Source organism: Adlercreutzia sp., assembly GCF_056795635.1.
The window spans coordinates 116,201-141,919 of record NZ_JBQIIT010000004.1 but is presented as its reverse complement, the minus strand read 5'-3'; the positions used below and the strand labels follow the sequence as shown (position 1 = coordinate 141,919).

31 protein-coding genes are annotated in these 25,719 nt (G+C 58.5%); 15 read left to right on the top strand and 16 right to left on the bottom strand.

The features are described from left to right. Positions 1-130 precede the first annotated feature (130 nt). From ACTOXK_RS03800 to ACTOXK_RS03770, 7 genes are all read right to left on the bottom strand, one after another. Positions 131-946: an ATP-binding protein gene (locus ACTOXK_RS03800; RefSeq protein ID WP_482277564.1), complete on the bottom strand. Its 816-nt coding sequence runs from the start codon at positions 944-946 to the stop codon at positions 131-133. A gap of 18 nt (positions 947-964) precedes the next feature. Continuing rightward, complete coding sequence (locus ACTOXK_RS03795) at positions 965-1,402, bottom strand: hypothetical protein (protein WP_482277563.1); 438 nt, start codon at positions 1,400-1,402, stop codon at positions 965-967. Next, positions 1,399-1,647 (bottom strand): helix-turn-helix domain-containing protein, encoded by a 249-nt coding sequence (locus tag ACTOXK_RS03790; RefSeq protein WP_160325009.1) that lies wholly within the window; start codon positions 1,645-1,647, stop codon positions 1,399-1,401. The genes ACTOXK_RS03795 and ACTOXK_RS03790 overlap by 4 nt, the downstream gene beginning before the upstream one ends. Positions 1,648-1,699: 52 nt before the next feature. Continuing rightward, on the bottom strand, positions 1,700-1,960 hold the full coding sequence (locus tag ACTOXK_RS03785; RefSeq protein ID WP_160325008.1) for a helix-turn-helix domain-containing protein: 261 nt from the start codon (positions 1,958-1,960) through the stop codon (positions 1,700-1,702). Positions 1,961-2,211: 251 nt separating this feature from the next. Next, on the bottom strand, positions 2,212-2,376 hold the full coding sequence (locus ACTOXK_RS03780) for a hypothetical protein (protein ID WP_482277562.1): 165 nt from the start codon (positions 2,374-2,376) through the stop codon (positions 2,212-2,214). A gap of 100 nt (positions 2,377-2,476) precedes the next feature. Beyond that, positions 2,477-3,271 carry a hypothetical protein gene (locus tag ACTOXK_RS03775; RefSeq protein ID WP_482277561.1) on the bottom strand — a complete coding sequence of 265 codons (795 nt, stop codon included), beginning with the start codon at positions 3,269-3,271 and terminating at the stop codon, positions 2,477-2,479. Between the two features lie 5 nt (positions 3,272-3,276). Continuing rightward, a complete protein-coding gene (locus tag ACTOXK_RS03770) occupies positions 3,277-4,062 on the bottom strand; it encodes a hypothetical protein (protein WP_482277560.1) in 786 nt (261 codons plus the stop codon). A gap of 318 nt (positions 4,063-4,380) precedes the next feature. Here ACTOXK_RS03770 and ACTOXK_RS03765 point away from each other — a divergent pair, with 318 nt between their 5' ends. The 4 genes from ACTOXK_RS03765 to ACTOXK_RS03750 all read left to right on the top strand — a co-directional run bounded on the left by ACTOXK_RS03765 (position 4,381) and on the right by ACTOXK_RS03750 (position 7,679). Next, on the top strand, positions 4,381-5,655 hold the full coding sequence (locus ACTOXK_RS03765) for a Y-family DNA polymerase (RefSeq protein ID WP_482277559.1): 1,275 nt from the start codon (positions 4,381-4,383) through the stop codon (positions 5,653-5,655). A gap of 16 nt (positions 5,656-5,671) precedes the next feature. Next, on the top strand, positions 5,672-5,944 hold the full coding sequence (locus tag ACTOXK_RS03760; protein WP_242165006.1) for a hypothetical protein: 273 nt from the start codon (positions 5,672-5,674) through the stop codon (positions 5,942-5,944). A gap of 342 nt (positions 5,945-6,286) precedes the next feature. Continuing rightward, positions 6,287-6,946, top strand: coding sequence for a hypothetical protein (locus ACTOXK_RS03755; protein ID WP_482277558.1), 660 nt, complete (start codon positions 6,287-6,289; stop codon positions 6,944-6,946). A gap of 109 nt (positions 6,947-7,055) precedes the next feature. Further along, on the top strand, positions 7,056-7,679 hold the full coding sequence (locus ACTOXK_RS03750) for an SOS response-associated peptidase (protein ID WP_482277557.1): 624 nt from the start codon (positions 7,056-7,058) through the stop codon (positions 7,677-7,679). Between the two features lie 47 nt (positions 7,680-7,726). Here ACTOXK_RS03750 and ACTOXK_RS03745 read toward each other — a convergent pair whose 3' ends face one another. Both ACTOXK_RS03745 and ACTOXK_RS03740 read right to left on the bottom strand, forming a co-directional pair. Further along, positions 7,727-8,176 carry an NUDIX hydrolase gene (locus tag ACTOXK_RS03745; RefSeq protein WP_482277616.1) on the bottom strand — a complete coding sequence of 150 codons (450 nt, stop codon included), beginning with the start codon at positions 8,174-8,176 and terminating at the stop codon, positions 7,727-7,729. Positions 8,177-8,181: 5 nt separating this feature from the next. Then, positions 8,182-9,180 carry a hypothetical protein gene (locus ACTOXK_RS03740; RefSeq protein ID WP_482277556.1) on the bottom strand — a complete coding sequence of 333 codons (999 nt, stop codon included), beginning with the start codon at positions 9,178-9,180 and terminating at the stop codon, positions 8,182-8,184. A 443-nt stretch (positions 9,181-9,623) separates the two neighbouring features. On the opposite strand from ACTOXK_RS03740, the gene ACTOXK_RS03735 reads away from it, so the two are divergent. The 6 genes from ACTOXK_RS03735 to ACTOXK_RS03710 all read left to right on the top strand — a co-directional run bounded on the left by ACTOXK_RS03735 (position 9,624) and on the right by ACTOXK_RS03710 (position 13,710). Continuing rightward, positions 9,624-10,778 carry a helix-turn-helix domain-containing protein gene (locus tag ACTOXK_RS03735; protein ID WP_482277555.1) on the top strand — a complete coding sequence of 385 codons (1,155 nt, stop codon included), beginning with the start codon at positions 9,624-9,626 and terminating at the stop codon, positions 10,776-10,778. Next, positions 10,771-11,199 (top strand): hypothetical protein, encoded by a 429-nt coding sequence (locus tag ACTOXK_RS03730; protein ID WP_482277554.1) that lies wholly within the window; start codon positions 10,771-10,773, stop codon positions 11,197-11,199. Before ACTOXK_RS03735 ends, ACTOXK_RS03730 begins: the two co-directional genes overlap by 8 nt. 207 nt (positions 11,200-11,406) lie before the next feature. Further along, positions 11,407-11,796 carry a hypothetical protein gene (locus ACTOXK_RS03725; RefSeq protein WP_482277553.1) on the top strand — a complete coding sequence of 130 codons (390 nt, stop codon included), beginning with the start codon at positions 11,407-11,409 and terminating at the stop codon, positions 11,794-11,796. 63 nt (positions 11,797-11,859) lie between these two features. After that, entirely contained in the window at positions 11,860-12,066 is a 207-nt protein-coding gene (locus ACTOXK_RS03720) for a helix-turn-helix domain-containing protein (protein WP_482277552.1), read from the top strand. Between the two features lie 652 nt (positions 12,067-12,718). Further along, a complete protein-coding gene (locus ACTOXK_RS03715; protein ID WP_482277551.1) occupies positions 12,719-13,045 on the top strand; it encodes a hypothetical protein in 327 nt (108 codons plus the stop codon). After that, positions 13,042-13,710 (top strand): Fic family protein, encoded by a 669-nt coding sequence (locus tag ACTOXK_RS03710; RefSeq protein ID WP_482277550.1) that lies wholly within the window; start codon positions 13,042-13,044, stop codon positions 13,708-13,710. Before ACTOXK_RS03715 ends, ACTOXK_RS03710 begins: the two co-directional genes overlap by 4 nt. A gap of 229 nt (positions 13,711-13,939) precedes the next feature. Here the strand turns inward: ACTOXK_RS03710 and ACTOXK_RS03705 are convergent, their stop codons facing one another. Next, positions 13,940-14,383: a hypothetical protein gene (locus ACTOXK_RS03705; RefSeq protein WP_482277549.1), complete on the bottom strand. Its 444-nt coding sequence runs from the start codon at positions 14,381-14,383 to the stop codon at positions 13,940-13,942. Positions 14,384-14,705: 322 nt separating this feature from the next. Between ACTOXK_RS03705 and ACTOXK_RS03700 the strand changes: the two genes are divergently transcribed. The 5 genes from ACTOXK_RS03700 to istA all read left to right on the top strand — a co-directional run bounded on the left by ACTOXK_RS03700 (position 14,706) and on the right by istA (position 21,068). Further along, positions 14,706-15,902, top strand: a complete 1,197-nt coding sequence (locus ACTOXK_RS03700; RefSeq protein ID WP_482277548.1) for an ABC-three component system protein — start codon at positions 14,706-14,708, stop codon at positions 15,900-15,902. Then, positions 15,889-16,113 (top strand): ABC-three component system middle component 7, encoded by a 225-nt coding sequence (locus ACTOXK_RS03695; RefSeq protein WP_482277547.1) that lies wholly within the window; start codon positions 15,889-15,891, stop codon positions 16,111-16,113. Before ACTOXK_RS03700 ends, ACTOXK_RS03695 begins: the two co-directional genes overlap by 14 nt. Then, on the top strand, positions 16,103-17,764 hold the full coding sequence (locus tag ACTOXK_RS03690) for a DUF2326 domain-containing protein (RefSeq protein WP_482277546.1): 1,662 nt from the start codon (positions 16,103-16,105) through the stop codon (positions 17,762-17,764). Before ACTOXK_RS03695 ends, ACTOXK_RS03690 begins: the two co-directional genes overlap by 11 nt. A 281-nt stretch (positions 17,765-18,045) precedes the next feature. After that, complete coding sequence (locus ACTOXK_RS03685) at positions 18,046-18,609, top strand: YdeI/OmpD-associated family protein (protein WP_482277545.1); 564 nt, start codon at positions 18,046-18,048, stop codon at positions 18,607-18,609. A gap of 299 nt (positions 18,610-18,908) precedes the next feature. Beyond that, positions 18,909-21,068, top strand: coding sequence for an IS21 family transposase (istA, locus tag ACTOXK_RS03680; RefSeq protein ID WP_482277544.1), 2,160 nt, complete (start codon positions 18,909-18,911; stop codon positions 21,066-21,068). 252 nt (positions 21,069-21,320) lie between these two features. On the opposite strand, the gene ACTOXK_RS03675 is transcribed toward istA, so the two are convergent. The 6 genes from ACTOXK_RS03675 to ACTOXK_RS03650 form a co-directional block, all read right to left on the bottom strand. Then, on the bottom strand, positions 21,321-22,127 hold the full coding sequence (locus ACTOXK_RS03675; RefSeq protein WP_482277543.1) for a nucleotidyl transferase AbiEii/AbiGii toxin family protein: 807 nt from the start codon (positions 22,125-22,127) through the stop codon (positions 21,321-21,323). Then, positions 22,128-22,667: a type IV toxin-antitoxin system AbiEi family antitoxin domain-containing protein gene (locus ACTOXK_RS03670; protein WP_482279307.1), complete on the bottom strand. Its 540-nt coding sequence runs from the start codon at positions 22,665-22,667 to the stop codon at positions 22,128-22,130. Positions 22,668-22,768: 101 nt separating this feature from the next. Then, a complete protein-coding gene (locus tag ACTOXK_RS03665; protein WP_482277541.1) occupies positions 22,769-23,557 on the bottom strand; it encodes a metallophosphoesterase in 789 nt (262 codons plus the stop codon). Positions 23,558-23,565: 8 nt separating this feature from the next. Then, positions 23,566-23,769, bottom strand: coding sequence for a hypothetical protein (locus tag ACTOXK_RS03660; protein ID WP_482279850.1), 204 nt, complete (start codon positions 23,767-23,769; stop codon positions 23,566-23,568). A 326-nt stretch (positions 23,770-24,095) separates the two neighbouring features. Next, entirely contained in the window at positions 24,096-24,731 is a 636-nt protein-coding gene (locus tag ACTOXK_RS03655; protein WP_482277539.1) for a GyrI-like domain-containing protein, read from the bottom strand. Positions 24,732-24,802: 71 nt separating this feature from the next. Beyond that, the gene (locus tag ACTOXK_RS03650) at positions 24,803-25,660 is read right to left on the bottom strand and encodes an AraC family transcriptional regulator (RefSeq protein ID WP_482279306.1); all 858 of its coding nucleotides are present in this window, start codon (positions 25,658-25,660) and stop codon (positions 24,803-24,805) included. Positions 25,661-25,719: the final 59 nt, after the last annotated feature.

Here is a 25,719-nt window from a genome sequence, read left to right as displayed (position 1 = left end):
GTCGCGTGGTTGTCTCGGCCCGTTTCTCGTCTGCGTTGCGTTTCGGCTGGCGTCTGCTATCCCCGCCGCTTAGGTGCTTTATAGGCCAGACGTTGCAGCGACGACGACGTCGACCTGCGGTTAAGCGTCCCTAAGCGTCCCTAAGCACTTCCTCCATCAGATTCACATTTGTCCGCCTGGGCAGGCGTATGAGGCGGCAGGTCTCCTTGAGCCTCTCGGTGATCGCGACGGCGCTTTCGCGCTCGCCGTTGCGCGACATGCGCCTCATAAGCTCGTCGGGCATGTACTGGGAGGTGACTATCGTCGGCCTCATCGCCTCGTAGCGCTCATTGATGATCTGGAACAGCGTTGTCATCACCCATGAGTTGGCGTTCTCCTTGCCGAGGTCATCGACGATGAGGATGTCGCACGAGGCGAATCTGGCTATGCCGTGCTTGGCATCGCCGTCGAAGCTCGCCTTCACCGCGTCGAGCATCGAGAGGGATGTGGTGATGATCGTCCGGTATCCGGACGCGCAGAATGCCATAGCAATCGCGGATGCCGAGTAGGTCTTTCCCGCCCTCGATGGTCCGCATATGTACAGGCCGACCCCGGGGCTTTCTGAGAAGCCGTCGAGGTAGTTCGAGAGCGAGGCATGGCAGATCGTCGCATCGAGGAACCTGCGCTTGACGCCGCAGCGCACGAATGCCTCCCTCTGCCGTGCCTTGGCCTCCAGCTCCTCTCGCTCGGCCTCCTCCTCCCGCTGCTTGGCCGCGCCGTCGCAACCGCATGGCTCGGCCCCTATCCAGTGGAACGCCCCCTGGAATCCCGTCATGCCGATCGGCTCCAAGGTGCTCCCGCACCATTCGCATACGATGGGATCAGGCGTAGGAACATCCAGCCCCTGCTCTTTCGCCTCCGAGTAGGTCAGCACCTTCATGCCCCTCCGTCTCTGCATGTCGCTCATTCGCTCTTGCCTTTCTTTTTAGAACCCTTTGTTTTCTTCTTTACTTATCAGGTGCCAGCTTTTCACCCCATCGGATGACGGGTTGTCACTTGAGGTAGCAGCGTTTATGCGACCTGTGTCAGGGGGTGCCAATTTGTCATCGCTGGGAGGAAGCACGGCGGGTCCAAGCCGGTAGCTCCGGGTCGAGCAGCCGTCCAGCGCCCAAGCGAGCTCGTCCTCGGCGATGAGTCCGTCGTCTGCCAGCTCGCCGATGGCGCGTATGACGGAGCGCTCCGAGATGCCCAGGTACGCCGCTGTGTTCCTCCGGCTCTCGTAGAAGCTGCCGCCTCCCTTGCAGAAGCCGTAGACGCGCGCGAACACGAGCAGCTGAACCCCCTTCAGCCCAAGCTCGCGCCACATGAACGGGTGGACGATGAGGAACGCGCCGTCGCTGTCACGATCCTCGCTTGCGCTCATCGTTTCCGCCCGTCCGAGACGAGGCCGAAGTTGCGCCGCGCCCATTCGAGCATCTCATCCCTGAACACGATCGATCCCCGCTTCATGCCGGAGAGCCTGCGCAGGGGGAACGGGTCGTCTCCGCCCCTCGCGAGGTCCCAGATCCGGTTCACCTTCATCCCGAGCAGGGCTGCTGCCTCATGAGGCGAGTAGATGTCTTGGATCGGCACCTGGTGTTTGGTCTCTGTCGCGTTGGTTTCTGTCATGGTTCAAATAGTCCTGTCTGCTCGCGAGCAGGTTCAGCGGACTGGAATTCCCTCAGCGCCCCTTACCTGATGTCTTCTCAAGGAGCTGCTTGTATCCTTTCGGCGTGATGCGCACCAGGCGATTGAGGTGCACGGCCTCGATCGCTCCTTCCTTGACCATCTTGTACACGGTCGCCTTGCACACCTTCAGCTTTGCCGCCACGTATCCGACGTCGAGGAGCCCCTCGACTTCTTCTACCGGTGCAGCGTTTTCTGGAGATGTCGCCATTGGGGCGTCGGGGGCAGATTTTGGTTGCCTTTGTTCGATCTTCATTTCATGACCTCCTGCGGGAATGCGGTTGATTCGAGTTGAGCGCAATTGAGCGCTGCGCATTCGCAGATGGTTGCAGGGCTTCGCAACGTCGGCAAACGTGAAGTTGCGGTTTAGCGTCCCTAAGCGTCCCTAAGCACGTCTTCCGCAAAAAGCACACATCGGGGCTTTCGCCGTCGCTTGTGACCCTGCTCTAGTGAATAAAAAAGCCCCGACGGCTAGTCGAGGCTATTTGCAGGTTTCGCGGAATCGCGTCATGGCTCTATCATCGCCGCTCGCGGTTCCTTCGACTGAATGCTCGCGAGGAAGTGGTGGGAGGGCAGTTTGATCTTGTTCATCACGCCCTCCTTCCTGCGCGTCGTCTCGTAGTCGGTCATCCTGCCTGCCGCATTCGCGAACGAACACGGCGATGCGTACATACTATGCTCCTATGCGAATATAAGATGTGCATCCATGGTACACCCTGCTTGAATATGAAGGTTTAATATGCGATGCTGCCGATCTGTAACCTTATCAGGGTCACTCCTGAAAGACATGTCGTCTGCCAAAGACCTTCTCGCAAGCCGGGCGCTGGTACAACTTGCATCCTCGAGAAATCTCGTTTCCGTACCGTATGGTGAAAGAATCATCAGACAGCTCGTAGCTGAGGTGCCTTCCGATTTCCGTATTGTCGAGCTCGACGAGCAAACGCCTTGTTCCGTACCAGAGGACCTCGTCGATCGCCTCCATACCCACTTCGAGCGCCTTTGTGACGATTTGCCTCGTTTTCTCAGGAATCGCCTTGTGGGACACGTCGTAAGGGAACGCCTCGCAACGGTTGTTGAGGATCTCAGACCCAACGTATGACTCAAGCAGCTCGAATGGGAGCTCGTCGTCCATGAAGGAGCACCAGGTGATTCCGTTGAGGGAGAGAGGCGGCAGACCGTCGTCGCCCTCCGCGTAGAAGCTGAGCGACCATCCGTCGCGATAGCAGAAGTATTGGGAGCGCTGTGCCATGGAGTCGTTTGTTATCCCCCGCATGGATTCTATGCAATCAGGCGTGAGGAGGCTCTCCATGTTAGCTGTCTGCCGTTCGGTGAGCTCCACGCCAACGCAGTACTCGGATTCCGCGTGCCTGCGGATGACCTCGAAGGCGGCGCGCCGCTCTTCTCTGTTCTCGCTAAGAAGGAGGGACGAATAGCCTCGGCTCCTCGTCTCCTCCCAGAACCGCAGCCTTCCCTCATCGAGGTCGCAAGCGATGTAGTAGCCGATCTCACCTGTGGCGCAGAGGCAGAATCTCCGGGCACCCGGCTTCGGAGTCCCCGTGGCACCCATGCGGCTCACCATTCTCGTGCCAGCTTTTCGGACAGTGCTTCGAGCCATCTGTCGAACGTTCCGTCGGTCACGCATTCCAGGAAGTCCTCGCTGTAGCCGTCCCACCTGTCTGCTCGGTAGATGAAGGCCATCATCGCGATGATGACGTCGGCGTCGAGATCGCGCACGTCGAGTTCCCTCATGCGCTGGAGGCTCGGCTCGATACCGGCATCCTCGATGATCTCCGAGTATCTCCGGAACCTTGGCGCTGCGTCGGCGAGCGCGTCGATGTCGGCGCGCATCTCGCTTGCGGTCATCCTCATGTCCTCCATGTGCTCTTCGAGCTCGTCGGCGTCCATGCGTTGTTGTTCGCGTCCGTCTCCGACGCGATTCAGGTAGAGCGCGATGTGCTCGCGCGGGTCGATCTCGCCCGGCCTTTCGACGAAGCACTCCTCGGGCTCGCATCCCGGCATATCGAACCTGTCAGCGAGGAATGAAGAGAGGGCTCCGAAGCCTTCGGGGTAGCAGTTCGACCCCTCATGCGTCCTGCCCTCGAAGGTGAGGCTCCACTGCGTCCCGTCGAGCACGGGATTCCAGTAGTTTGCAAACCACCCGCGCACGCCAGCGCCCTCCAGCGCCCGTTCAAGCTCTTCTAGGTCTTCGCCGGAAACCTCGAACGTGCGGTCCCTGCCCGCCTGGGGAAACTCCGTGTAGCGAGCGATGATGCGGCCGCCCTCTTCGACTATGCAGAGCTCCCTGTATCCGCTGAATAGTCCGCCGTAGCTGAACTCGAAAATCTTGTCGTTGTTCATGTCGCCTCCTTGTTCACTGTCTAAATTATCGTTGGACAGGCTTGCCCTTGATGACCTTCCATGGGACAGGCGCGATGATGCCCAAGGTCTTCATCGCATGACCAAATTGACGATTTCTTCGAAGTTTTCCCAGCTCAGCGCGACTGGGACAATTTGTCTCAGTCGAGTCCAGCTCGGTACAGGACGTTGACGCGCGGCGTCGGTCGGGCGCTCGAACCCAAAAAACACAATCTGTTCGATTGACTAATCCTTCTTTGGGTAGCATCATTGAATATCCCATAATCGAACATATGTTCCTATTCAATGAGGAGGTGCTCCGTGCGCGAGCGCGTGATCATGCATATCGACATGAACGCTTTCTACGCATCCGTCGCGCAGCACCTCGACCCGCGCCTTCGCGGCAGGGCGGTGGCCGTCGCCGGCGACCCGGAGCGCCGGAACGGGATCATCCTCGCCAAGTCGCGAGAGGCCAAGGCTTGCGGCGTGAAGACGGCGGAGGCGATATGGCAGGCCAGGCAGAAGTGCCCGGAGCTCATCGTCGTGCCGCCGGACTACGCCGCCTACAAGCGCTACTCGCGCCTCGCCCGCATGATCTACTACGAGTACACCGACCTCGTGGAGCCTTTCGGGCTCGACGAGTCCTGGATCGACCTGACGGGCTCCCTGCAGCTCTTCGGGGGCGACGCGATGCTCGTGGCGAATGAGATATCTGGCCGCGTGAAGGACGAGCTCGGGCTCACGGTCTCCGTCGGCGTGTCGTGGAACAAGGTGTTCGCCAAGCTCGGAAGCGACACCGACCCGGGTGACGGGATCGTCTCGATCACGCGCGAGAACTACCGCGATGTCGCCTGGCCCATGGCGGCATCCGAGATGATCTACGTCGGCCCCGCCACCGCCCGCAAGCTCCACGCGGCGGGCTACGAGACCATAGGGGACCTGGCACATGCGGGCGACTACTTCCTCGGCAGGCGCTTCGGCAAGATCGGATTCATGCTGCGCGACTTCGCCAACGGCATCGACGGGAGCCCGGTTCGGCAGATGGATCTCGCGAAGGCCGACGTCGACTATGTGGTGAAGGGCATCGGCAACGGGCTCACCGCCCCGCGCGACCTCGTGTGCGAGTCGGACGTGAAGGCGCTCGTGTGGCTTCTCTCCGAATCGGTCACCCAGAGGATGCGCGAGTCGCGCCTCAGGTGCCGCACGGTATCCGTGGGCGTGAGGCGCGCGGGGGATCTGTCCGGGTACTCCAGGCAGACGACGCTGCGGATTCCGACGTGCCTGACCTCGGACGTCGCGAAGCTCGCGATGGGGCTCATCGAGGCGAACCAGCCGCTCGACGAGGAGCACGCCATCCGCGCCATCCACGTTCGCGCAACCAACCTCTCCTCGATGGACGACCCGCTGCAGTGCGACATCTTCGGCGACGCCGAGGAGGCGCTCAGGGCCGAGAGGCTCGACCTGGCCATCGACGAGCTCAGGTCCCGCTTCGGCAACCGCTGCGTGCACCGCGCGGTGGAGCTCACCGACGAGGTGATGGGAGGCCTCGACATCAAGCGGGACAACACCGTGCATCCGATCGGGTTTCTGAGGTAGGAAGGAGGTGACGGGCATGAAGGGAGCCGACGGCTGGCGCAAGCGCTACGTGTCCGTCACCGCCCGCATGGACGAGGACGGCCGCGTTCGGCCGCTCTCTATCCAGTGGTACGACGGCAAGACCTACGCCATCGACGACGTGCGCAGCGTCCGCCGGTCCTCGTCGCGCAAGGTCGGGGGCGACGGCATCTGCTACACGATACGCATCGGCGAGCGCATCACCCAGCTCTACTACGAGGACCCGCGCTGGTTCGTGGAGGAGATCGTACCGGACGAGCTCGTCTCCTAGCGGCTCATATCGACGCGGCGCGGGGCCCCGCCCATCCATTTCTAATATGCGGCTCCAATCCGCTTGCCGGTGCAGCCCGTTTCCAAGCGCCTCCTTGCTTGGCGGCATGGCCCCTCACACGCCTCTATCCAGATAACGCTCGCACTGAACCCGCGTCACGCCTCAAGGCGCTCATCTCCTCGCGAAACCCGCACAAGCGACGATGCGCCCATCCATGACGTGGTGCAGGTTTCGCGAAGACATGCGCTCTGATCCTTGCGGCGCGCGCAGAACCAGCGCAGGCCATCTGGTCACGAGGCGGTGAGCGAGGGGCTCGCCGCATTAGACCAAGGAGGCAAGACCATGGGAAACAGGGCGGTCATCACGACACCGGACAAGGAGCTGGCGCTATACCTTCATTGGAACGGCGGGCGCGACACCGTGGAGCCGCTGCTTCGGTATTGCGAGCTGCAGGGGTACCATCCCCCGAGCTCCGACAACTACGGCTGGGCGCGGATCGCGCAGGTGATGTGCAATTTCTTCGGCTGCTCGACGAGCGTGGGCATCGACCGCTTCAAGAACCTCGGCGACCAGGGAGACAACGGCGTCTACATCATCGACGGCTGGAAGATTGTCGGCCGCAGGGAGGTCTCCTACGACGAGGACTGGAACGTGAACGGATGGCACGACATCCCGGAGTCCCGCGAGCAGCGCGAATACGACTTCGACGAGATGCTGCGAAGCTTCGACGAGGCCATGCCCGAGGCCCTGCGCCTGGGCGATCTCCTCGATGCCGTCGAGGTTCCCACGTCCGAAGTCGAGATCGGCGACGTCGTCTTCATGCGCGAATACGAGTCCGGCTGGAAGACGTACCCTGTCGTCGGCATCGGCGAGGGCAATCGCAACAGGCCGGAGCTTGCAGGCGTGCCCTACGTCGAGCACTACGACCACGACGGCGACTACTCTTGGAACGCGAACAACTACATCCGCGAGGACACGGCCTTCATCGTCGCCCGAGAGTAGGCCGTCGGGGATCGGCGCCGCCGGGCCATGCTGGGACGGTGGCGCGCATCCCGGTTGCGATTCGGCTACCGTTCCCGCAGGCGCGCGGGCTGGCTGCTACGATGTTGCCATGTGCGGAAGATGCGTCATATTCACATTCGACGAGGTTCTCGAAATCGTGCGGCAGATCGAGGTCGGCGCGCCGCTCAACTTGGAGCCAGACTGGCCTGCGCGAAAGCCGCAGGCGTACCCGAAGTCGCTTGCGCCCCTCATCGTGCCGTCGTTCGACACGGCGCAGCCCGCCCCGAACCTGGGCCCGGGGAGCCTTGCCGCCCGCGATCTGTCCTGGGGCTTCGAGGAGTCGTGGAAGCCCGGTGTGGTCTTCAACACGCGCATCGAAAGTGCCATGAAGCCCACCTGGCGCGACTCAATGGAGCACCGTCGCTGCGTCATACCGGTGCCCGCGTTCTTCGAATCCAGCCAGAGCGAGACATTCCCTTCGCCCAAGACCGGTAAGCCCATCAAACGCCAGTACGAGTTCCGCGTGCCCGGGCAGGACATCATCCTCATCGGCTGCACATGGAAGGGCGATGCCTTTTCAATGGTCACCACCGAGGCGAACGCCGACATGGTGCCCATCCACCACCGCATGCCGCTCATCGTGAGGCAGGAGGAGCTGTTGCTCTGGCTCGGCCCGGACTACATGGAGCTGGCGGACCGATCGTCGATCCACCTCGAAGCCCAGCCGGCGTAGCTCATTGGAGAGTTTCCAGAGAGAAACGCCTGTTCAGGCGCACGGGGTCAATTTGACCCCGTAAACTCTAGGTGTCGTGCAGCGCTCAGCGCTCTTTTGTTTGAATCCCATTCCAGTAACTCCAGCGCTTGCTGCAAATCGCACCAGAGGTATTCGGTATGCTCGCAGCTGAGCTGGATTGGCGTATCAAATGGTACGTCCGCTAAGAACGAGTACTCGGGGAGCAGCTCGACGTCATGCCCCCAGCGATAGAACCCCGCAACGTCCAACACTGACAGAATCTCTACTGATTCAAGGTCGATCACGCTAGAGACGCTCACGCCCGTCTCCTCCACGGTCTCCCTGATCGCTGCCTCGACGGGTGTCTCGTCGCCTTCGCCGCCGCCGGCGACGCCTTGCCATACGCCCATGTCGGCACGTCGGAGCAAGAGGTATTCGGCAGTCCCGTGATTGCTCCTCCGCAGGAAGACGAGCACTTGAAACGGCGCGCGACCCATGGTGCTCACAGAGCTTCTTCCAATGCGCTTGCGAAGGCGTGAGGGTCGTCCAGGCTCATACCAATAGCACGCACCCGCTTCTCACCGAGCATCGTGCGCACGGCAACTGGGTGCTTCGACACGATCCAGACGTTCGCCTGATAGAAGGTTCCGTAGTTGAGCTTGTCCGACTTCTCAATGTCTCGGATGTCGTCCTCGGAGAAGCAGACTTTTTCGATATCAGCGAACGGAATCGTGGCATGCATTTGGATGCCGCATTCCAGGCGAACGCAGTCAACACCGATTGCGACGGGTCGCATGATGCGGGCCCTCGCGTCGCCGGCGAGCCACACGACCGAGTAGACCGAGAGGGCCGTGACCAGGCACGCCGCCGCGATGCTCCACTGGGACACAAGCATGTGTACGCCGATGATCTCCACCGGGAACGCGAGCGCAAGGCCGAGCATCATGTTCATGTAGCCGCCGGCGTTGTGGTAGCCGAACGTCTTCTCATCTGGGAGCACGTAGGGCTTCTTCCGCCAAGAGAAGAGGGCGTAGTACCACACGCTGAGCTCGGCCGCCGTCATGCTCGCCGGCATGTCCCTGCGCACGAGGTAGCGCATCGTGTCCTTGAACCACGCCATGGGGTCGTCGCTGCTCGCCTTGGCGGTCCGGTAGATCCTGACGATCTTCCGGACTTCCCTGACTGCGACGGCGAGCTCCACCGGGACCAATACGGAGAGGAGGTACGGGAGGATGCCGGCCTCGGGCGACCCGAGCGCGACTACGCTGAGCGCATATCCCATCCAGATGACCGGGATGACGGCGAGCAACGTGAGCTTCCTCGGCCTCACCACGAGCAGGTAGAAGCCGAGCGGGATTCCGACCATGAAGTCGAGGGGAAGAGCGATGCCCTCGATATGGAAGGGGATGTATCGAGCGGAGGCAACGCCGTAGGCGTAAAGGAGGAGGCCTAGCGCGCAAAAGAATACGAGGCCATTCTTTCGAGTTCTTGCTGCATCCATCTTTTTACCTTCCTCGGCATGAGGGGACGAATCGTCTTCGGAGAATTTGGCTTGGCGTTGCTCGGAAAGAATCAGCACGAGAAATCTTCCCGCGTCCCATAGCCGACGCAAGTTTGTGCGAAATGCGCCTGCATATACAAGTATAGTCGGCCCATAGACGCCAAGTCCCGGCAAGCCCTCTAGGAGGCGCCTGGAATCCACGAGGCGGGGCAAGCCGGCGTCACCGGGCAAGAGCGCCAGGAAGGCGAAGACGCTCCCCATGATGCCAGGAAAGGAAGCAGCCGGGGCAGCGATCGACCCCGTGAGCGATGCCTCGCTTATCTCAGGGCGCTCACTCCCCGTCAACCACTAGTTGACTTGCTGCCGAGGTGCGTCCACGCACTCTCGCTTGTTCGGGGCATTTCTGCGGCGGATAATTGAGTACGTCAATCGAAGGAGCGCCCATGAGCAACTTGTCCCTAGCGAACACCCTTGCCTCCCTGAGGACCGCGCACGGTCTCACGCAAGAGGAAGTCGCCAACCACCTCGGGATCACCAAGGCCGCCGTCTCCAAGTGGGAGTGCGGCCAGAGCATGCCCGACATCTCGATGCTGCCCCTCATCGCCGAGCTCTACGGCGTAAGCATCGACGAGCTCTTCGGCAGAGCCGACGATGTCACCCAAGACGAAGCTGACGCCATCTACCTCAAGGCGCTCAGCCTCTTTGGCGAGGACCGCGCCTCGGGGATGGACTACGTAGACGCCCAGGCGAGGCAGCATTGGTCGTGGCTGCCAGTCGTGCGGCTTCTCGCCATGGCCACCTTCGCCCAGATCGCGGCGAGCGACGGATTCGAGGCTCGCCCCCTTGAGGGCGACGCGGCCACACTTGCGGGAGCAGCGGAGAGACTCTTCCGCCGCGCCATCGACCTGGGCCCGCAAGGCGTTCCCTCTCAGACCGACATCCTGCCCCTCGCCCGCATACTGCAATGGACGGGCCGCTTCGACGAGGCGAAGGCCCTCGTCGAGCACCTCGCGCCGGCGGAGCCGAACCTGGCGGCATTGTCCCTGGCCCAGCTGCACCTCGAAGAAGGGCAACGAGACGCCGCGCTGGAGACGCTCCAGCGCCAGCTGCTCGTGTCGCTCGTCGAGGCGATGGGCGCCCTGGCCGCGCTCGCGCCGATAGCCGCCGACGAGCAGCTGGAAGAGATTTCCGCCCTGGCGGGGCGCATGCAGGCCTCGCCAGAATATGTCGCCCTCTTCCCGGCGCTCCTGCCCTCCGTCTTCTACGAATCGGCCAAGCGGTCTGCGGAGCAGGGAGATGCCGGCGAGGCGCTGGATGCGCTTACCTCGCTGTCCGAGGCCGTCGACGGGTATTGCGGGATTCTGCTGCATCCGCACAACGCTTTGCTCTTCGACCGTATCCCGGACCTCGTCTGGGAGGAGTCGGGCGACCAAGCAGTAGAGGCGGAGCGCATAAAGGCGGCGGCCATCATAAGGCAGACCTACGCCTCCAAGCTCGCCGACGAGGGCTGCTGGGACGAACTGCGCGGCGAGCCTGCGTTCAAGGCAGTCCTAGCGCATATAGAGAACAAGGATGCCGAGGATCCCTGCCATGAGTAGCGTCGATCTCGCCTTGAGGTACCTTATCATCGCCGTCGCCTGGCACCTTGCCTGCGCATGGATTCAAACGTTCCAGTCGTCTTATCCGATCGCCGATGCGTTCGAGCTGGCAGGCACGGCAGAGGAGCAGCTGTTCAAGAGCCTCGGCATCAGCTGGCGGAGCCTCAGTGCGGCCGCCTCGAAGGCGGCGCTCGTCTCGATTCTCATCGAGGGCTTCCGCAGAGGAGGCACCGGATTGCCAACCCGCACCGTTCCCGCCCTCCATCTTCAGCATTATTTCGCGAGCAACCCCCAAGCCTATTGTATGCCCCCAATCTCCAGCAACGCCGCACTGATGTCCTCGCAGATGCTCACGTCAGCGTTGCGGAGCGCCTCGACGATCCTGCTTCGCAACGCGGGACTCTACCTCACGATCGGCTGATAACTTCCTGCTTTTTATCAAATTGCCAGCTCAGACCCACGGGGTCAATTTGACCCCGTTAATCTGGGAGCCCGAAAGAGCGCATGCTTCGACGGTCCTTGCGCTTGCCGGAAGCGTCCTCGCAGGCTTTAGATCATGTGGGAGAATATAGGGAATGCAAAAGAAGATTCCGTCTCGATATCCGGTCGGGACTGTTTAGGAGCGCAGTTGCCCGACATCAGATGCAGAGAGTTCTCTGACTTCCTTTCGACCAAGAAGGACCACTACCCGTATTCCGATAGGTATATTGCCGAAGTCCACGATTCGCCGGACAAGACGGGCCGGACAGAGCGCGAGCACATGGTCGTGTGGTTCCGCGCGAACGAGACCAAAGGCTCGGGATCCTATTCAAGGGAGACCCCAAACAGGAGCGCCCGCCGTTGCTACAACAGCCTCATGAACGCGGCATCGCTGCTCTGGATCGCCGAGGCGGTTGGGGTCGACGACCTGACCGTTCGTAGAGCCTTCGAGGCTGCTGTCGCCGCCGGCGACTATCGGCGCGCATGCGGGGCTATCCGCAAGATAATCACTTGGGACATGATTTATGCCCTTACGTAGCGGGAGTAGATGTCTCCCCGAAAGCCGCAATATGCTTCGTCGCATTGCCGAAGGAGGAACACTGTGGGAATAGTCTCTTTCGATCTCAGCGCGCCACTAGACAAGGCGGGTATGAGCATCGAGGAATTGGCGGACAAGATAGACCTGGGCGATGACAAGCTTGAGCGCGTCAGAAACCAAAAGCTCTCGGCAGTCAGGTTGTCCACATTGGCTGCCATCTGCGACGCTCTCTCTTGCGAGCCAGGAGACGTGCTGAAATACTCGAAATAGCCGCGCGTGGAAGCAAGGAGCTTGTCTCTCTAAGGCAGAGCGTTCCTCGCTCATGACACGTAATCACTTTTGTGAAGATTGTAATCAGCTTATCTTGTTTCCGCAGTTAGATGGCATTTTCTAGACTGCGACATTTACTCCTTTTCATATTCCCGGGGAGTAAATTTCCTCCATTTTGCAGGTATATAGGGGTGCCTGTAATCAGGCGCTAGCATTCGCGCGGCATCGCCGCACGTCAGCGGCCATTTCCTGGCAAGCCGCCATTTACTCCCCGCGTGCAAAGAATAAATATTCGATAAGGCAAACCGAGTTCTGGTAACAGAACTTCTTGGACAGTCTTGGTCTCCTTGGAATCCATGTCTCCAGGTAGCACGCATAGGACGCGCTATTGGCTATGTCCCCATGGAGTGGGAGTAGGTAGCTTCGGAAAGCTGCATTACTTTCTAACAAAGGATGCCATAGAATATATGCTTGTTAGCCCCGGTTCGACTGCTGATTCAAGTCACCGGGGCTCTTTGTTTTTCCTGGCGTGCGCGGAGAAAGCGAGCGAGTCATGCACCATAGCAGATGACATCACCCCTTGACAAAAGTCATAAAGGGAAGAAAAATGGAATGGTAGATTTCTAGAAATCTTCCTTTGAAAGGGATTATCGTGCCTAAAGCCATCAAGCCAGCATCGTTCGAGGACTTCCTTGGAGCAGCCGCTCGCCTCTCGGAACAGAAGGTTCTCCATGCCGGTAGCTCCAGCAGGGAAGAGCCAGCATCCGCAGTCAAACCCTCTTCTGCGCCCAGCGCGAAATATCCCAAAGCACCCTCTCGCAAGGTAAAAGTAGGACTGACCATAGACGAGGATCTTATTGATGCCGTAGATGACTACATCTACCACGCGCGGAAGCAAGGGCGGAGACTTAAAAAGAACGATGTATACGAAGCCGCTCTGCGCCAATTCCTTGAGGCAGAAGGGATCAATGTCCAATGACCGCGAACGGAAAGCTCTCTCTCGAAGACAACATCTTCCTTGCCAAGCGAAACTTGGTGGACAGCATTTGGAAGGAGGCACGCCTTGAGGGCATCGCCGTCACGTATCCCCAAACCGCCGATGTGCTAGAAGGCCGCGTGGTGGCTGACCTAAGCCTTGAGCAGAACCTTGCGCTCAACAACCTGAAGCAAGCATGGCGTTACGTCCTCGATGAGCCCCACTCCATAGGCTTCGATACGCTTCTGCACCTCAACCTGCTTATCGGCCAAGGCGGAGTGGTTCGCTATGCGGGCGAACTGCGCGACGGACTCGTGCGCATTGGAGGCACCGATTTCGTGCCAGCCGTTCCCGACGAGAATCAAGCCCGCAGCGAGTTTGCGCAAATTCTTTCCGTGGAAGAGCCCGTCATGTGCGCTTTGCTAGCATTCGCGTGGACGTGTCGCTCGCAGCTGTTCCGCGACGGCAACAAACGAACAGCGCAGCTTGTCACCAACGACATCCTCGTCCATTCGGGCGAGGGCATTCTAGCCGTGCCCATTGACGCCCAAAACGAGTTCTTCGGACTGCTGGTGGCGTTCTACGAGAGCAACGTCCCCGATGAGCTCATTTCATTCCTGAGCGAGAAGTGCATCGAAAAGCCCGCGATTGGGAAGGCCGACGCTTAACGGCCGTAGTCTCTTGCATGGGGAAGAGGTATACCCTCTTCCCCACAATGCCTGGGTCAAATCGAGTTCTACCCAAGCACAAACCTATCGCATCGTCCACGAAGCCCCGATATCTGCCGCGTCCGCTACGATCTGGCCCCAAAGCCGGCAGGAACGGTCGAGCGAGAACGGGAAATGAGAACTCGGGATCGCAAGAAGGGTCTGATCTTGTGTTATTACCATTTGCCCTTTAAAGATAAGTCTTTAGAAAGATCGTGACCAATTCGCATATTCGACCAATGCGGAAAAGCACTCTAAACAGACAAATTAGCATTCGTGCAAATTGTCGAAATAGCTTTCGGAAGCTCGGCGGCTTTCTTTGAGATTCGAGGGGGCAATTTCTCAACCACTCGATCAGCTCATCGCGCAGAACGAAAGACCCGCCGCCCCCATCGGGGAACCTGCGAATGGGCAGAGGGTTGCCTCTTATGGTCGAGAGGTAGAGAACTCGATTCCTGCTCATCCCCAGCAACTTCGACACCTCAGTGATACTGTAGACATCTTGAGAAACCATAAATTCCCGGATGGACTTCATGGAGAAGAAAGCTTGTTCCTTGCTAGACTTTACATCGGCCGACAAAGCATCGTTTACGAGATCGTTGATGGCGCCCTTCGGCACTTTCAATTGGGCCATGGCTTATGCCTTTCCCGGCTAAATCCAAGGCAGCACGCAGTCCCCGGAACCCAGCCGTTTTTTTAAAGGCTGGGCTGACGGGCGTGCTTCCATCAGCTCATATGCCAAAATAGGTTTAAGTCATAACTGCCTCCTTGGGTATTTGCCGATTGCTTCAAGCAGGTATCTATTCGGAGCAATCGGCTTGTATAATTGAAGGTTGAAAGTTCGGGAACTTTTTCAGCCCCACGAACACTTCAAACGACGAGATGCATTCTTTCTTATTTGCTTTTCACGTCGGGGAAAGTCAGGGAAACATCAGGGAAGTTCGAAGAAGGTAGTTGTGAAAAAATCCATTTCATTCAGCCAGTTTGCAGAAGCTGTGCGCTGCCTTTTCCCAGGGGCCCTAACTAATGGCGAATACGTTAGAGAGCTCTTTCTTCAAATAGTAGATTTCGGAGAAGACGAACAAGGCAATCCTGTTTTTTCGAGAAGCCTAGATACATTGAAGAGGTATTTGTCTGGAAATTCTCTGAGAAAGTTTGCAGGTAGGTTAGTGGGCAATCTCGACAAGTTCAAGTTCACCAGCTATGTTGAAGCGCGACCTCCAGATGAGCAGGAAACCGCGAGAGAGAAGCTCGCTGAATTCCTCTCATCAAGCCAATTCGCCAAATTCCCTGATGCTGTAGCGGAATTGTTCGAAGAAATAATTAGAGCAGAGGCTGACGGCAAAGAGTATACAATCGCCGAGTCAGTGCAATATGCTCTGCCGTTGTCAATGGATTATATGCCAACTCCCGAAAATGATTTTTTGAGGGAAGAATGTGCGGGTAAATGCTTGATTTGCGGCAAGAGACTGCAGAACTACTCTGCCGTGGAAATTATTCCAAAGGCATCTAATGTGCAAGTTCGAAACGAAATACGCGAGGCCCTGAAGGCCCGTGGCGTCACTGATTTACCAGATTTGAATGGATCGTTTGATACCAGCAGCACCGAGAATCATGCTCTGCTTGATCCAAATTGCAAGGCTGATTACGAGACGCTATTTAATCCAGAGAAAGCAGCCAAGCTACTCATCGCCAAACGCAAAGCAAGTCAGCGGATAGCGTTGATGGAGAAGATCGACTCCTTGGAGATAGACGAGTATCTTGAAGAGCTTTTGGACTCCATGGACAGCCTTATTGACCTTGAGAAAATGGAATCGTTGCAATACGCCCCTCACGACATCAAGGAAAAAATTGAACCCGAGTATGTCACGATAAGGAATGATGTTAGCAGTAAGGTCTCTATGTATTACGGGTTTATTGAAGAACAACTACACCAGCGAGACGGAATCAACGGGTTCGATTTCGATGACCTTGCCATGAGCGTAAGGCATTGCTACAAGAATCTTTCTAAGCAGGGTTTAAGCCAAGATCATATTTATAGTCAAATGGCGTTATGGGTGCAACGAATGACCAGATGCGAGAATTTGGTCGCATGTCAGATTCTTGTCGCGTTCTTTGTGCAGGAATGTGAGGTGTTCGATGAAATTGCCTAGCAAGGTCACACCTTACAAGAAGAGCACACTGGCAACCTTCCCAATCATCTTGAAAACGTTAAGCACGGTTGATTTGAGCCCAGATCTTCTATACTCGAAAGTCAAGGAGGACTTCTCTGGCATCTCGCAGTTCGTCGATGCCCTCGACTGCCTGTTCGCTTTGGGCAAAATCGAATTGCTTCCAGAAGGGGTGATTCATTATGTTGAGTGAAATATATTCCGAAGCATTCAAGGAAAAAGGAGAGACACGCGACAAAGTCGAGTTTCACGCAGGTTTAAATCTTGTTGTCGGAGGCAATCGTGCGACCAATTCCATTGGCAAGACTACCTTTCTCTTGGCTATAGACTTCGCATTAGGTGGCAGCACGTATATCAACGCCGCTGGAGATATGATAAAAAACGTAGGTCACCATACGGTTTGCTTCGCACATTCTTTTGGCAATGTGGCGCACCATTTCTCTCGCTCAACTGACACGCCGAACATTGTTTCAAAGTGCGATAGCAAATACCGAGAAACAAGTTCTATTTCCCTTGAAGAGTACACTGCATGGCTTACCTCTTATTATGGGTTGAGCGGATTAGGTGGAACGTTTAGAAGCCTCCAGTCACCATTTTTCAGAGTGTACGGAATGAATCACGACAACGTGGATCGGCCCCTCATCAGTCATAACTCCGATAAGGTCTCTAAAGATTTGCAGCGGCTGTTGAAGCTTTTCGGAAGATACGAAGGCATTGCATCCTTGGATGGACAGGTTGATGAAATAGAAGATAAGAGAAAGGCATATCGTGAGGCTGCTGCATACAAGCTTATAAAGCCCACGGGAAACGCAAACGACTATAGACGCAATGTAGAGAAGCTTAAAATGCTTCATTCCCAAATGGAGGACATCCTTTCGAGCTCAGACAACGGCACTACTGACTTCGATACAGCTAAGGAAGAAAGGGCAGCACAACTCCGAAATGCTCTAAAGAACCTTCGACGCCAGCGAATGAGGATAGACAGTGCTATCAGAGAAATAGGGGAGGATCTCGAGTTCATTGACTTCAAAGCGACAAACGACTTCGAGAATTTGAAGTCCTTTTTTCCTTCGGTTGATCTTGCTCGATTCGAAGAAATAGAGGCTTTTCATAGGGGAATTACCAGGATTCTCGAGAAGAACCATTCCGATGAGTTAAAGAATCTGAGAGCTGAGCGCGAAGAGCTTGAAGGGCAGATTGCTCAAGTGGAGAATAGCCTGTCCGATCTGGGAGCGACAACTAACCTATCTGCCATGGTAATCGAACGTTACGCAGATTTGAAAACCGTTTATGACGAACTCTCCGCCGCAAACTCCCTTTATGACAAGAATCGCGAGAGCTCGAAACAACTCAAAGCGCGAAAAGTCGAACGTGAGGAAGCATGGCGCGCGGAACTAGACATCATCCAACCTTTGTTAAACGACGAGATGGATGATCTCAACGAGAAAGCGACTGACCCATACAAGACTGCACCTCGTATTGACCTAGCCAGCTCCAAGGAGTATCGATTCAGCGTCCCCAACGATGGCGGAACGGGATCGAGATACAGAGGTCTGTTCATTTTCGATATCGCGATGCTTCGTCTATCATCACTCCAGTTTGCTATTCATGATTCGCTGGGCTTAAAGCAGATAGAAGATGATCATGTGCTAGGCATCCTTCAACTTTACGGAAGTCTTAATAAGCAAGTCTTTGCAGCTATAGACAAAGTAGATTCTTTGACTGCCGAGAGCAGCATACCGGAGATTGTTCAAAAGAATATGGTGTTGGAACTATCTGAGGGACAAGAATTATTCGGTTGGTCATGGAATAGGAAAACCGAACTGGACGAGAGCGAAGAGTAGAGACGCTCGCAAGACCACCGTGACAAATTGTTATAGCAATGCAAGGGGCACTATGGTTCGACGCCCTTGTCGAAATAAGGTCAATCTACGAGAATGCCCATCCGGAGGCACAACAGTAGTAAACGATCAGCAAATCGAGCGTCTGGGAAGTGTAGGTTTCGCGGCGGACTTGACTGGGCAATAGCCTCAAAGTCGTGAAATAGATTGCAACTTGGTACAATCGCCAAAACATCACTAGTGCAAGACCGGCATCTTCGCATGCCGAACGAAAGGTGTGCAACGTGGCTGTTGAGGAGCTAACATTTGAGTGCCGGTCAGATTTCAGGAGCTGGCTCACGGCTCATTGCGCGTCCGATGAGGGCGCGTGGCTCATCTTTGGCAAACCTGGTGGCCCGAAAACGCTCGCGGCATCTGAAGCGCTTGAGGAAGCACTCTGCTTCGGCTGGATCGACGGCCAGATGCAGAAGATAGATGCCGCCGCCTATCGCAAGTACTTCTGCCGGCGACGCGCCAACAGCAAGTGGTCGGAGAAAAACAAGAAGCTCGCTGCGGAACTCGAGGAACGCGGTCTCATGACGGAACACGGACGCGCGAGAATCGAAGAGGCAAAGGCCAACGGCCAGTGGGATGCCCCCAAATCGCCCGCCATCACCGATGAGGACATCGAGCGCATTGCGGAGATGCTCGTGCCCTACGAGACGGCGCACGCGAACTTCCTCAGAATGTCCCCTTCGGTGCGGAAGACCTACACCCGAGCCTACTTGGACGCGAAAACCGACGCCGGGCGAGGGAAACGACTCGCCTGGATGGTCGACCGGCTCAACAAGAATCTCAAACCGATGTAGATCGCGTATTGCCGGGAGAGACAGATCAACCTCGCTCAAATTCGCGAGATGCGCGGAGGCGAGATGGTACGATGGGAAACCGCACGGCCAGGCAATGAGCTTTGCCCAACCGAAGGGAGACAAGATGGCCTCATCTAAGGAATACGTCAGTTGTTTCCGTTATTTTGATACTTGCAGCATCGGCATCATGAAGTTTCAGCTATGACAGTGAAAGTTTTCAGATAAGGCAAAGGCATGCCGACCAGCTAGGCCATCCTTGTCAGCGTAGCTACCAACTACCCGGCAAGGAGGCGGAAAGGATGATCGACATGCCAACGATCGAGAGTATACGCGACATGAGCCGCCAGGGGCACACGAACGCGGAGATACAGAGGCGGACAGGGGTCTCGCTGCCGACGATCCGCAAGTACCTGGCGACGGACGACTTCTCGCCGCAGATGCCCGTGGAGTCCCGGCGCGGGTCGATCCTCGACCCGTACAAGCCCTTCGTCGACTCGATCCTCGAGGACGACCGACGCGTCTGGCGCAAGCAGCGCCACAGCGCCCAGAGGATCTACGAGCGGCTGCTCGACGAGACACCCTATGCGGGCGGGTACGGGACCGTGAAGAAGTACGTCCGCGAGCGCAAGGCCCAGATGAGGGCGTCGGAGGAGGCGTGCATCGAGCTCGTGTGGGCGCCGGGCGAGGCGCGGGCGGACTTCGGCGACGTCGACGTCGTCTACCGCGGCGAGCGCGTGCGCATGCACTTCTTCGCGCTGAGCTTCCCGTTCTCCAACATGGGGTTCTGCCAGCTGTTCGCCGGCGAGACCTCCGAGTGCGTCTGCCAGGGGCTCAAGGACGTGTTCGAGCACGTGGGCGGCGTGCCGCACCGGATCGTGTTCGACAACGCCACGGGGGCCGGCCGCAAGATCGGCGGCAAGGTCACCGAGGCGGAGCTCTTCTCCAGGATGCACGCGCACTACGGGTTCTCGGTGACCTACGCCAACCCGGACTCCGGCCACGAGAAGGGCAACGTCGAGCGCAAGGTCGGCTGGTCGCGCCGGCACATGTTCGCGCCGATGCCCTCGCTGGACGACATCGCGGAGTTCAACGCGCAGCTGATGGAGAGGTGCGACGGCTACGCCGGCAACGAGCACTACGAGAAGCGCGCGAGCTGGGGCGAGGCCGTTCGCTTGCGCGCGCTACGGCTCCGCGGTCGTCGACAAGCGCGGCTGCGCCAGCGTCGACGGCGGCCACCGCTACCACGTGTCCGACGCAATGGCCGGGAGGCCGGTCACCGTCGCCTACGGAGCCCACAGCATCGCGTTCGCGGACGCTGCTGGCGAGGTCCTCGCAGGGCACGGCAGGCGGTTCGGCGCGGCCGCCGGCTCCCCGGACCCCGCGTCCCAGCTGGGACTCCTCGCCAGGCGCCCCGGGGCCTGGCGCAACTCGCCCGCGAGGGCGGCGCTGCCCGCGGACGTGGCCGCCCATATGGATGCCATGGAGGCGCCAGCCCTCTCCGACTTGGTCAAGTGCATGAAGGGGTGGTGCGCGTCGTGGTCGTACGACGAGGTCGCCGCGGCCTTGTCGGAGGTGCTGGCGAGGACCGGCGCCACGCGCGCGGCCGACGTCGAGATGATGCTCGCCCGCATCGGCGGCTTCGGCCTCGGGCCGGCCCCCGACGCCGGCCCCGACCTGACGGCCTACGACGGCCTGCTGGGGCGCGATGCCGCATGAGCGCGAGGACGGAGCTGGAGGCGAGGGCCCGCGCCGGGTTCCGCGCCGTGATGCTGTCGAACCACACGGCCGAGAAGCTCGCGTCGGAGTCGAGCGCGGGGGAGCTCAGGTTCCTGTGCTCGGTGTTCGACGAGGAGCGCTCGTGGCGCGAGAGGTCGAAGCGGGAGAGGCTGCTCAAGCGGGCGAGGTTCCCCGTGCCGAAGAGCTTCGACGGGTACGATTGGTCGCGCATAAGGCTGCCGGAGGGAATGCCCAGGAGCAGCGTTGAGTCCTGCGCGTTCATCGGGTCGATGCAGAACCTGGCGCTGTACGGCGGCGTCGGCAGCGGCAAGACGCATATGGCGATCGCCTGCGGCACGGCCGCCTGCAACATGGGCCCCTCGGTGATGTTCACGACGATATCGGACCTCGTCGCGAGGATGCAGAAGGCGGAGGAGGGCGGCTCCCTCGGGCGCGTGTTCCGGGAAGTCGAGCGCGCCGACCTCGTCATACTCGACGAGCTGGGATACCTGCCGATAGACCGGCAGGGCGCCAGGCTGCTGTTCCAGGTGGTGTCGAAGTGCTACGAGCGGCGGAGCCTGATCGTGACGACCAACTTCGAGTTCTCCAGATGGGGCTCGGTGCTCACCGACGACCAGATGGCCGCAGCCATGATCGACAGGATAATCCACTACGGCCACCTGATCGTGTTCGAGGGTCCGACGAAGAGGATGGAGGCCTCGCCCATGGCGAGCAAGCGATAGGTGAGCGCCCAAGCGGCGTGCCTTGCCGAACATGAAAACTTGCAATGCCCGACCTGAAAGTTTTGGATGCCGCTCATGAAACTATGAGCTTGACGAAAACAGCCTACACTGGATAGCCGAAAGGGCGATTCATCAACAGCAAATAGCCATTGCTATCGCTAGCGAGCGGTCGCGTGTGGCTTGCTCGCGATGATGTTCTGGTTGGGCCCCGAGCCCTTGAGCCTTGTATGCACTCGTTCGCAGACCTACAAGCTATTCGGAGAAGTACTTTACGATCGTCGAAGTGGCCTTCCCTGGCGAGACCTCAAGCCAGTCGTTCTTGGCTCTTGAGAGTTGGCTTGCGAACCTTCGATTGGAGAACACACTTCGAAGCCTGCTTGCGATATCGCCATAACTTCGCTCGCGCATGGAAGTGTCGTTGAACACGAGGGCATCTAGGGCATCGTCGAGTTTCTCCGAGTCCACGCCTCTGACGACGAGCAGATAGTAGACGTCGAAGACATCCTTGTAGCGGGTCGACGCGGCTCCGATACGGAGGAGCGAGCGCAGCTTTTCAGCAACCATCTGCTCGTTGCTGTCCGCTAGCAAGGTCACTGATTCGTCGAGCTTGGAAAGATCAAAGCAGACGTCCTCGAGCTCGGGAGAAACGAGAGTGTGGACCCCTATGTCCACCTTGCTTTCGATGGAGTTGCCTGAGCTATCCGATATGATCACGTGGATGCGCTTCCCGCTGTAGTCTTGGTGCTTGAGCTCCTCGATGCTCCCAGTGAGCTTGACGGAGAAGGCAGAGCCCCCTGCATTGAGAGCATCGATGAACTTCCTGATCGAGGCGTCCGCTATCGGATAGCGTACGAAGTCGAGATCGAAGTCCGTCGTGGCACGGCGCGCATCCTTGGAAACATGCTGCATGAGCACGCCGCCCTTGATGGTAATGTTGTCGATGAGCGTCGACTTGGCGACGAGGTCAAGCATCGCATCCTGAGCGCATCTAGCCTCCGCCTGTGCGTAGCTCATGCCGTCGTTTATGTAGGAGTCCCTGATCCTTGCGAGGCCTTCCACCTAGAGCACCTCCCTTTGCAGTATGTCGAACATCGCGTCTTGCCTCTTGAACAGTGCCATGTAGTCCTCCACGAGCCTCACATCCAAGTCTTCGGATATGCGCCTGTAGGAGGCTATGACCTCCCTATAGTAGTCGAGCGGGAGCGTCGCCTGACGGCGCATCACCTCGACGAGCAGGCGCTCCCGATCGTATATGCGAATGGTGCCATGCCCCATGTCCTTCTCGACCGCCCCTGGATCGAGGAGCTCTCGCTCTGTGAAGTACTGACGATAACCCGGGCGCGAAATCCTCGTCGCGTCACGAGCGGTTGCAAGGTGCACCTTGTCGGGAGGGACATCGGTCATCCCGTACGATGCGAGCGCGCTGTCCATGGTAATGACCGCATCCGGGTAGAGGGCATGGGCAACGACAAGAGGATCGGGATGCTCGCTTGAAGCGTAGATTCCGCGGCCAATCTTGAAGAGGTCCCCGTTTCTGACTTTGATCTCGAGTGCACCCCTCGATCCAGCTTCCTCCAGGGCACTTTCGTATGTAAGCACTACGTCTCTCATAGAGCAGATGATAGCACAAACATACACACTAACTCGATTCGTGTGTATGTTTGTGCTAATGCCACCGGTTGAAGCAGCCAACCGATTCGTCACCTTTCGCAGAAATCCATCACCGCACTTTCCCACTCATCAAACAACGGCACAACCTCCGTCTCTCCATGCCCCGCCACCAACGCCGTCGCATCACCGATAGGCCGACCGCTGCGATACAGGCTCATGGTATCGAGGAACCAGAAACTCTCGCCTGATTCAGCCTCGTAGCTCGATGCTGTCTCGATTGGCGTATGCCCTACAATCTGAGATAGGCCAGGGAACGGATCACACAGCAACTCGCGTCGATCAGCCCACAACGGTCCCGGCAAGCCCCAACCGTGGCGTGCCGGGCCGCAGGAAATAAGCGATCGCCACTGCGCTCGATCGACATACATGTCGTTCAAGTGCGCGGCAATGCCCCCCGCCTCTGTGTCTTCCTCAATGCCGGCACGATGCGCCCACGCACCTGTAAGACCCGCATGGGTTACCAAACGGCCACCTACGACTGCGGCCACCCTTACACCCAGCCCATCGGAAAGCAGCGCTGCAACTTCTTCGCGCACGTCTTCGTTGGTGAAGCCATAGCTCGCAAGCCCCAGATAGGCCGCATCATGGTTCCCCATGAGCACGGTCGCCCGCAGCTTCAAGGCCTCTGCCTTCGCCTTCCATTCCGCTGCATATTCCAGCTGCCGCACCATGGCTCGGCCGTCCACGCCCCAGTCGTCGCACAGGTCGCCTGACAGCACAATGGAGTCGCAGCAATGGCTCAGTGCCGTATCTGTCACCCGCGGCAGCACCAACGACATCTTGCAGTGCAGGTCACCTACCACCAACGTTTTTCCCATAGTCACCCCTATTTCTCTCGCAACAAGTAGTCGTTGTTAATGACCTTCATGGAAAGCGGACCTTGAGCGATCTGGCTGTAAACGGGCTCCTGCGAACGCACTACGATGCCTTCCTTGGGCACACCGCTCGAATAACATCCCCGCGCCCGTTCAAGCAGTTCGTCCACGGTAGCATAGGGCAGGCCATCGCCCGTCTCTTCAATTGGGGCCATTTCCAGACCCAGATCATCACTTGCATTCCCAATCGCCGGCGGGCCTCGATGTCATACTGCAATCGGCTCCCTCAATTGGCGCGACATCGTGGACGTATTGAACCGAAGCCAGCTTTCTTTCAGCCATGCCCTCTCCTTCATATGCAGTTGTCCCTAGATGTTTCGCGCAAAACGTGCTTCGAGGTTACTGCGTATTACAGGCCAGAACAATAGTCGCATTAGTCTGATTTTTAGGAGAATTGAAAAACGCATAAATAGCAAGGCCTGCCGGTTTGTCCTCGGCAGGCCTTCTTCTGGTCAGATATGCGGCTTACGGCACGCTTGCCCTAGGCGGGCTTTACGGGGATGCGGAGAACCGTTTTCAGGCGCTCGGGGGCAACCCGTCGCGGATCCGAGAGGTAGATCTCGTGGTGGAGGCGCTTTCCGTTCTGGTCGAACCGCAGGCCCTCCGACTCGGCATAGCTTCTCAGCGCATCGATCGTCGCAGGTTCGTCGTCGTAGGACCCGAGGTGCATGCACTGTACGCAGAGCCCTTCGTCCACCGTGATCATCTCCGCCTTCGAGAAATCTGCCATCTTCTTGCGCGTGGCCTCCTGCACCGCCCAGTCGAACACGTCGGGCGTTACGAACTCGGGCAGCCGGATGCAGCTTATCCACCCAAGCTCGGCCTTGCGCTTCGGGTCCAGCCGATCGATGGGCTCCGGAAAAGTCCAGAAGCCTTCCAGCGGCGGAACGACGTAGGGCGCATACCCCTCGATGTCGTGGCCCGACTTGGACGACATCTTGATGGTGAAGGAAATGCCGTAGAGCATCTGGAGGGCACGCTGATATTCGCCGCCTTCTTCGTTCGGATCCCCTTTACCGCGCACCGCCACATAGTTGATCGGCGGCATCTCTATGAGAGCCGGCTTCTTCGACGGCTGATAGATGTCCTTGCACTCTTTCTTGTAATCAAACGGCATGGGTTCCTTGCTCCTTACGTGATGGTTGCTGCTGGCTATCAGCTCGCCGTCGGCGAACGCGGCCAGGGGCCTTAGGCCTTGACCACGGGAAGCCAGACCTCGCTCCTGCTGTCCGGCGCGGTCATGACCGGCGTGAAGTATCTCTCGACGTCGGTGCCCGAAGCCCACGTGTACCCAGAGGCCGGCAGCCACTCGGCGAGGACGCGATGCCACAGCTCGTTCATGGCATCGGGCATCGGCCCAACGCACTCGAAGACCGCGTAGGTGGCCGCCTCGACGACGCGCTCCCCCATGCCCTCGGGACACGGCTGGCCTGTGGCCACGCAGGCCATGTAGCAGTCGAACTCGCCGTCGTCGCAGAACTGGACGCCCAGCAGGCCCGCAGGCTCGCTGCCGTCCATCAGGTCCAGCACCTTGTGGATGTCCGCCCCGATCTTAGCCCAGTACTCGGTGGCCTTCGCCCCGGCGCTCTCGACGTCCCATGTCCCGTTGTCGGACGGTATCCCGACCACGCGGAAAGACGGCTGCTCGATGATCTTGTAGTCCATTGCCTCTTCTCCCTTCACGGATAGCGTGAACGCGAGGCGTGGGTGGAGTTTGAGCTTGGTGCCGGGCAGGCGCGCCTCGCTCGGCGACGCGCCGTGCACGTTTCGAAACGCCCTGCTGAACGACGTCGGAGAGTCGTACCCGTATCTCAGGGCCACGTCTATCACCTTCGCATCGGTTGACGCAAGATCGTATGCGGCGCTCGTCATCGCCCGGTGCCTGACGTACTCCGAAAGCGTCACGCCCGCCAGGTAGGGGAACATCCGCTGGAGCTGGTACTGGGAGCATCCGGCGATGCGGGAGAGCTCCTCCAGGTCGAGCGTCCCGTCCAGGTGCTCCTCAACGTAGCCCATGGCTCGGTTCAAGTTCTCAAGCTGGCTCATCCACGCCTCCTTTCGCATCCAGGTTACCGGGCAGGAGAAGGCGCGTCCTCTCATACCCC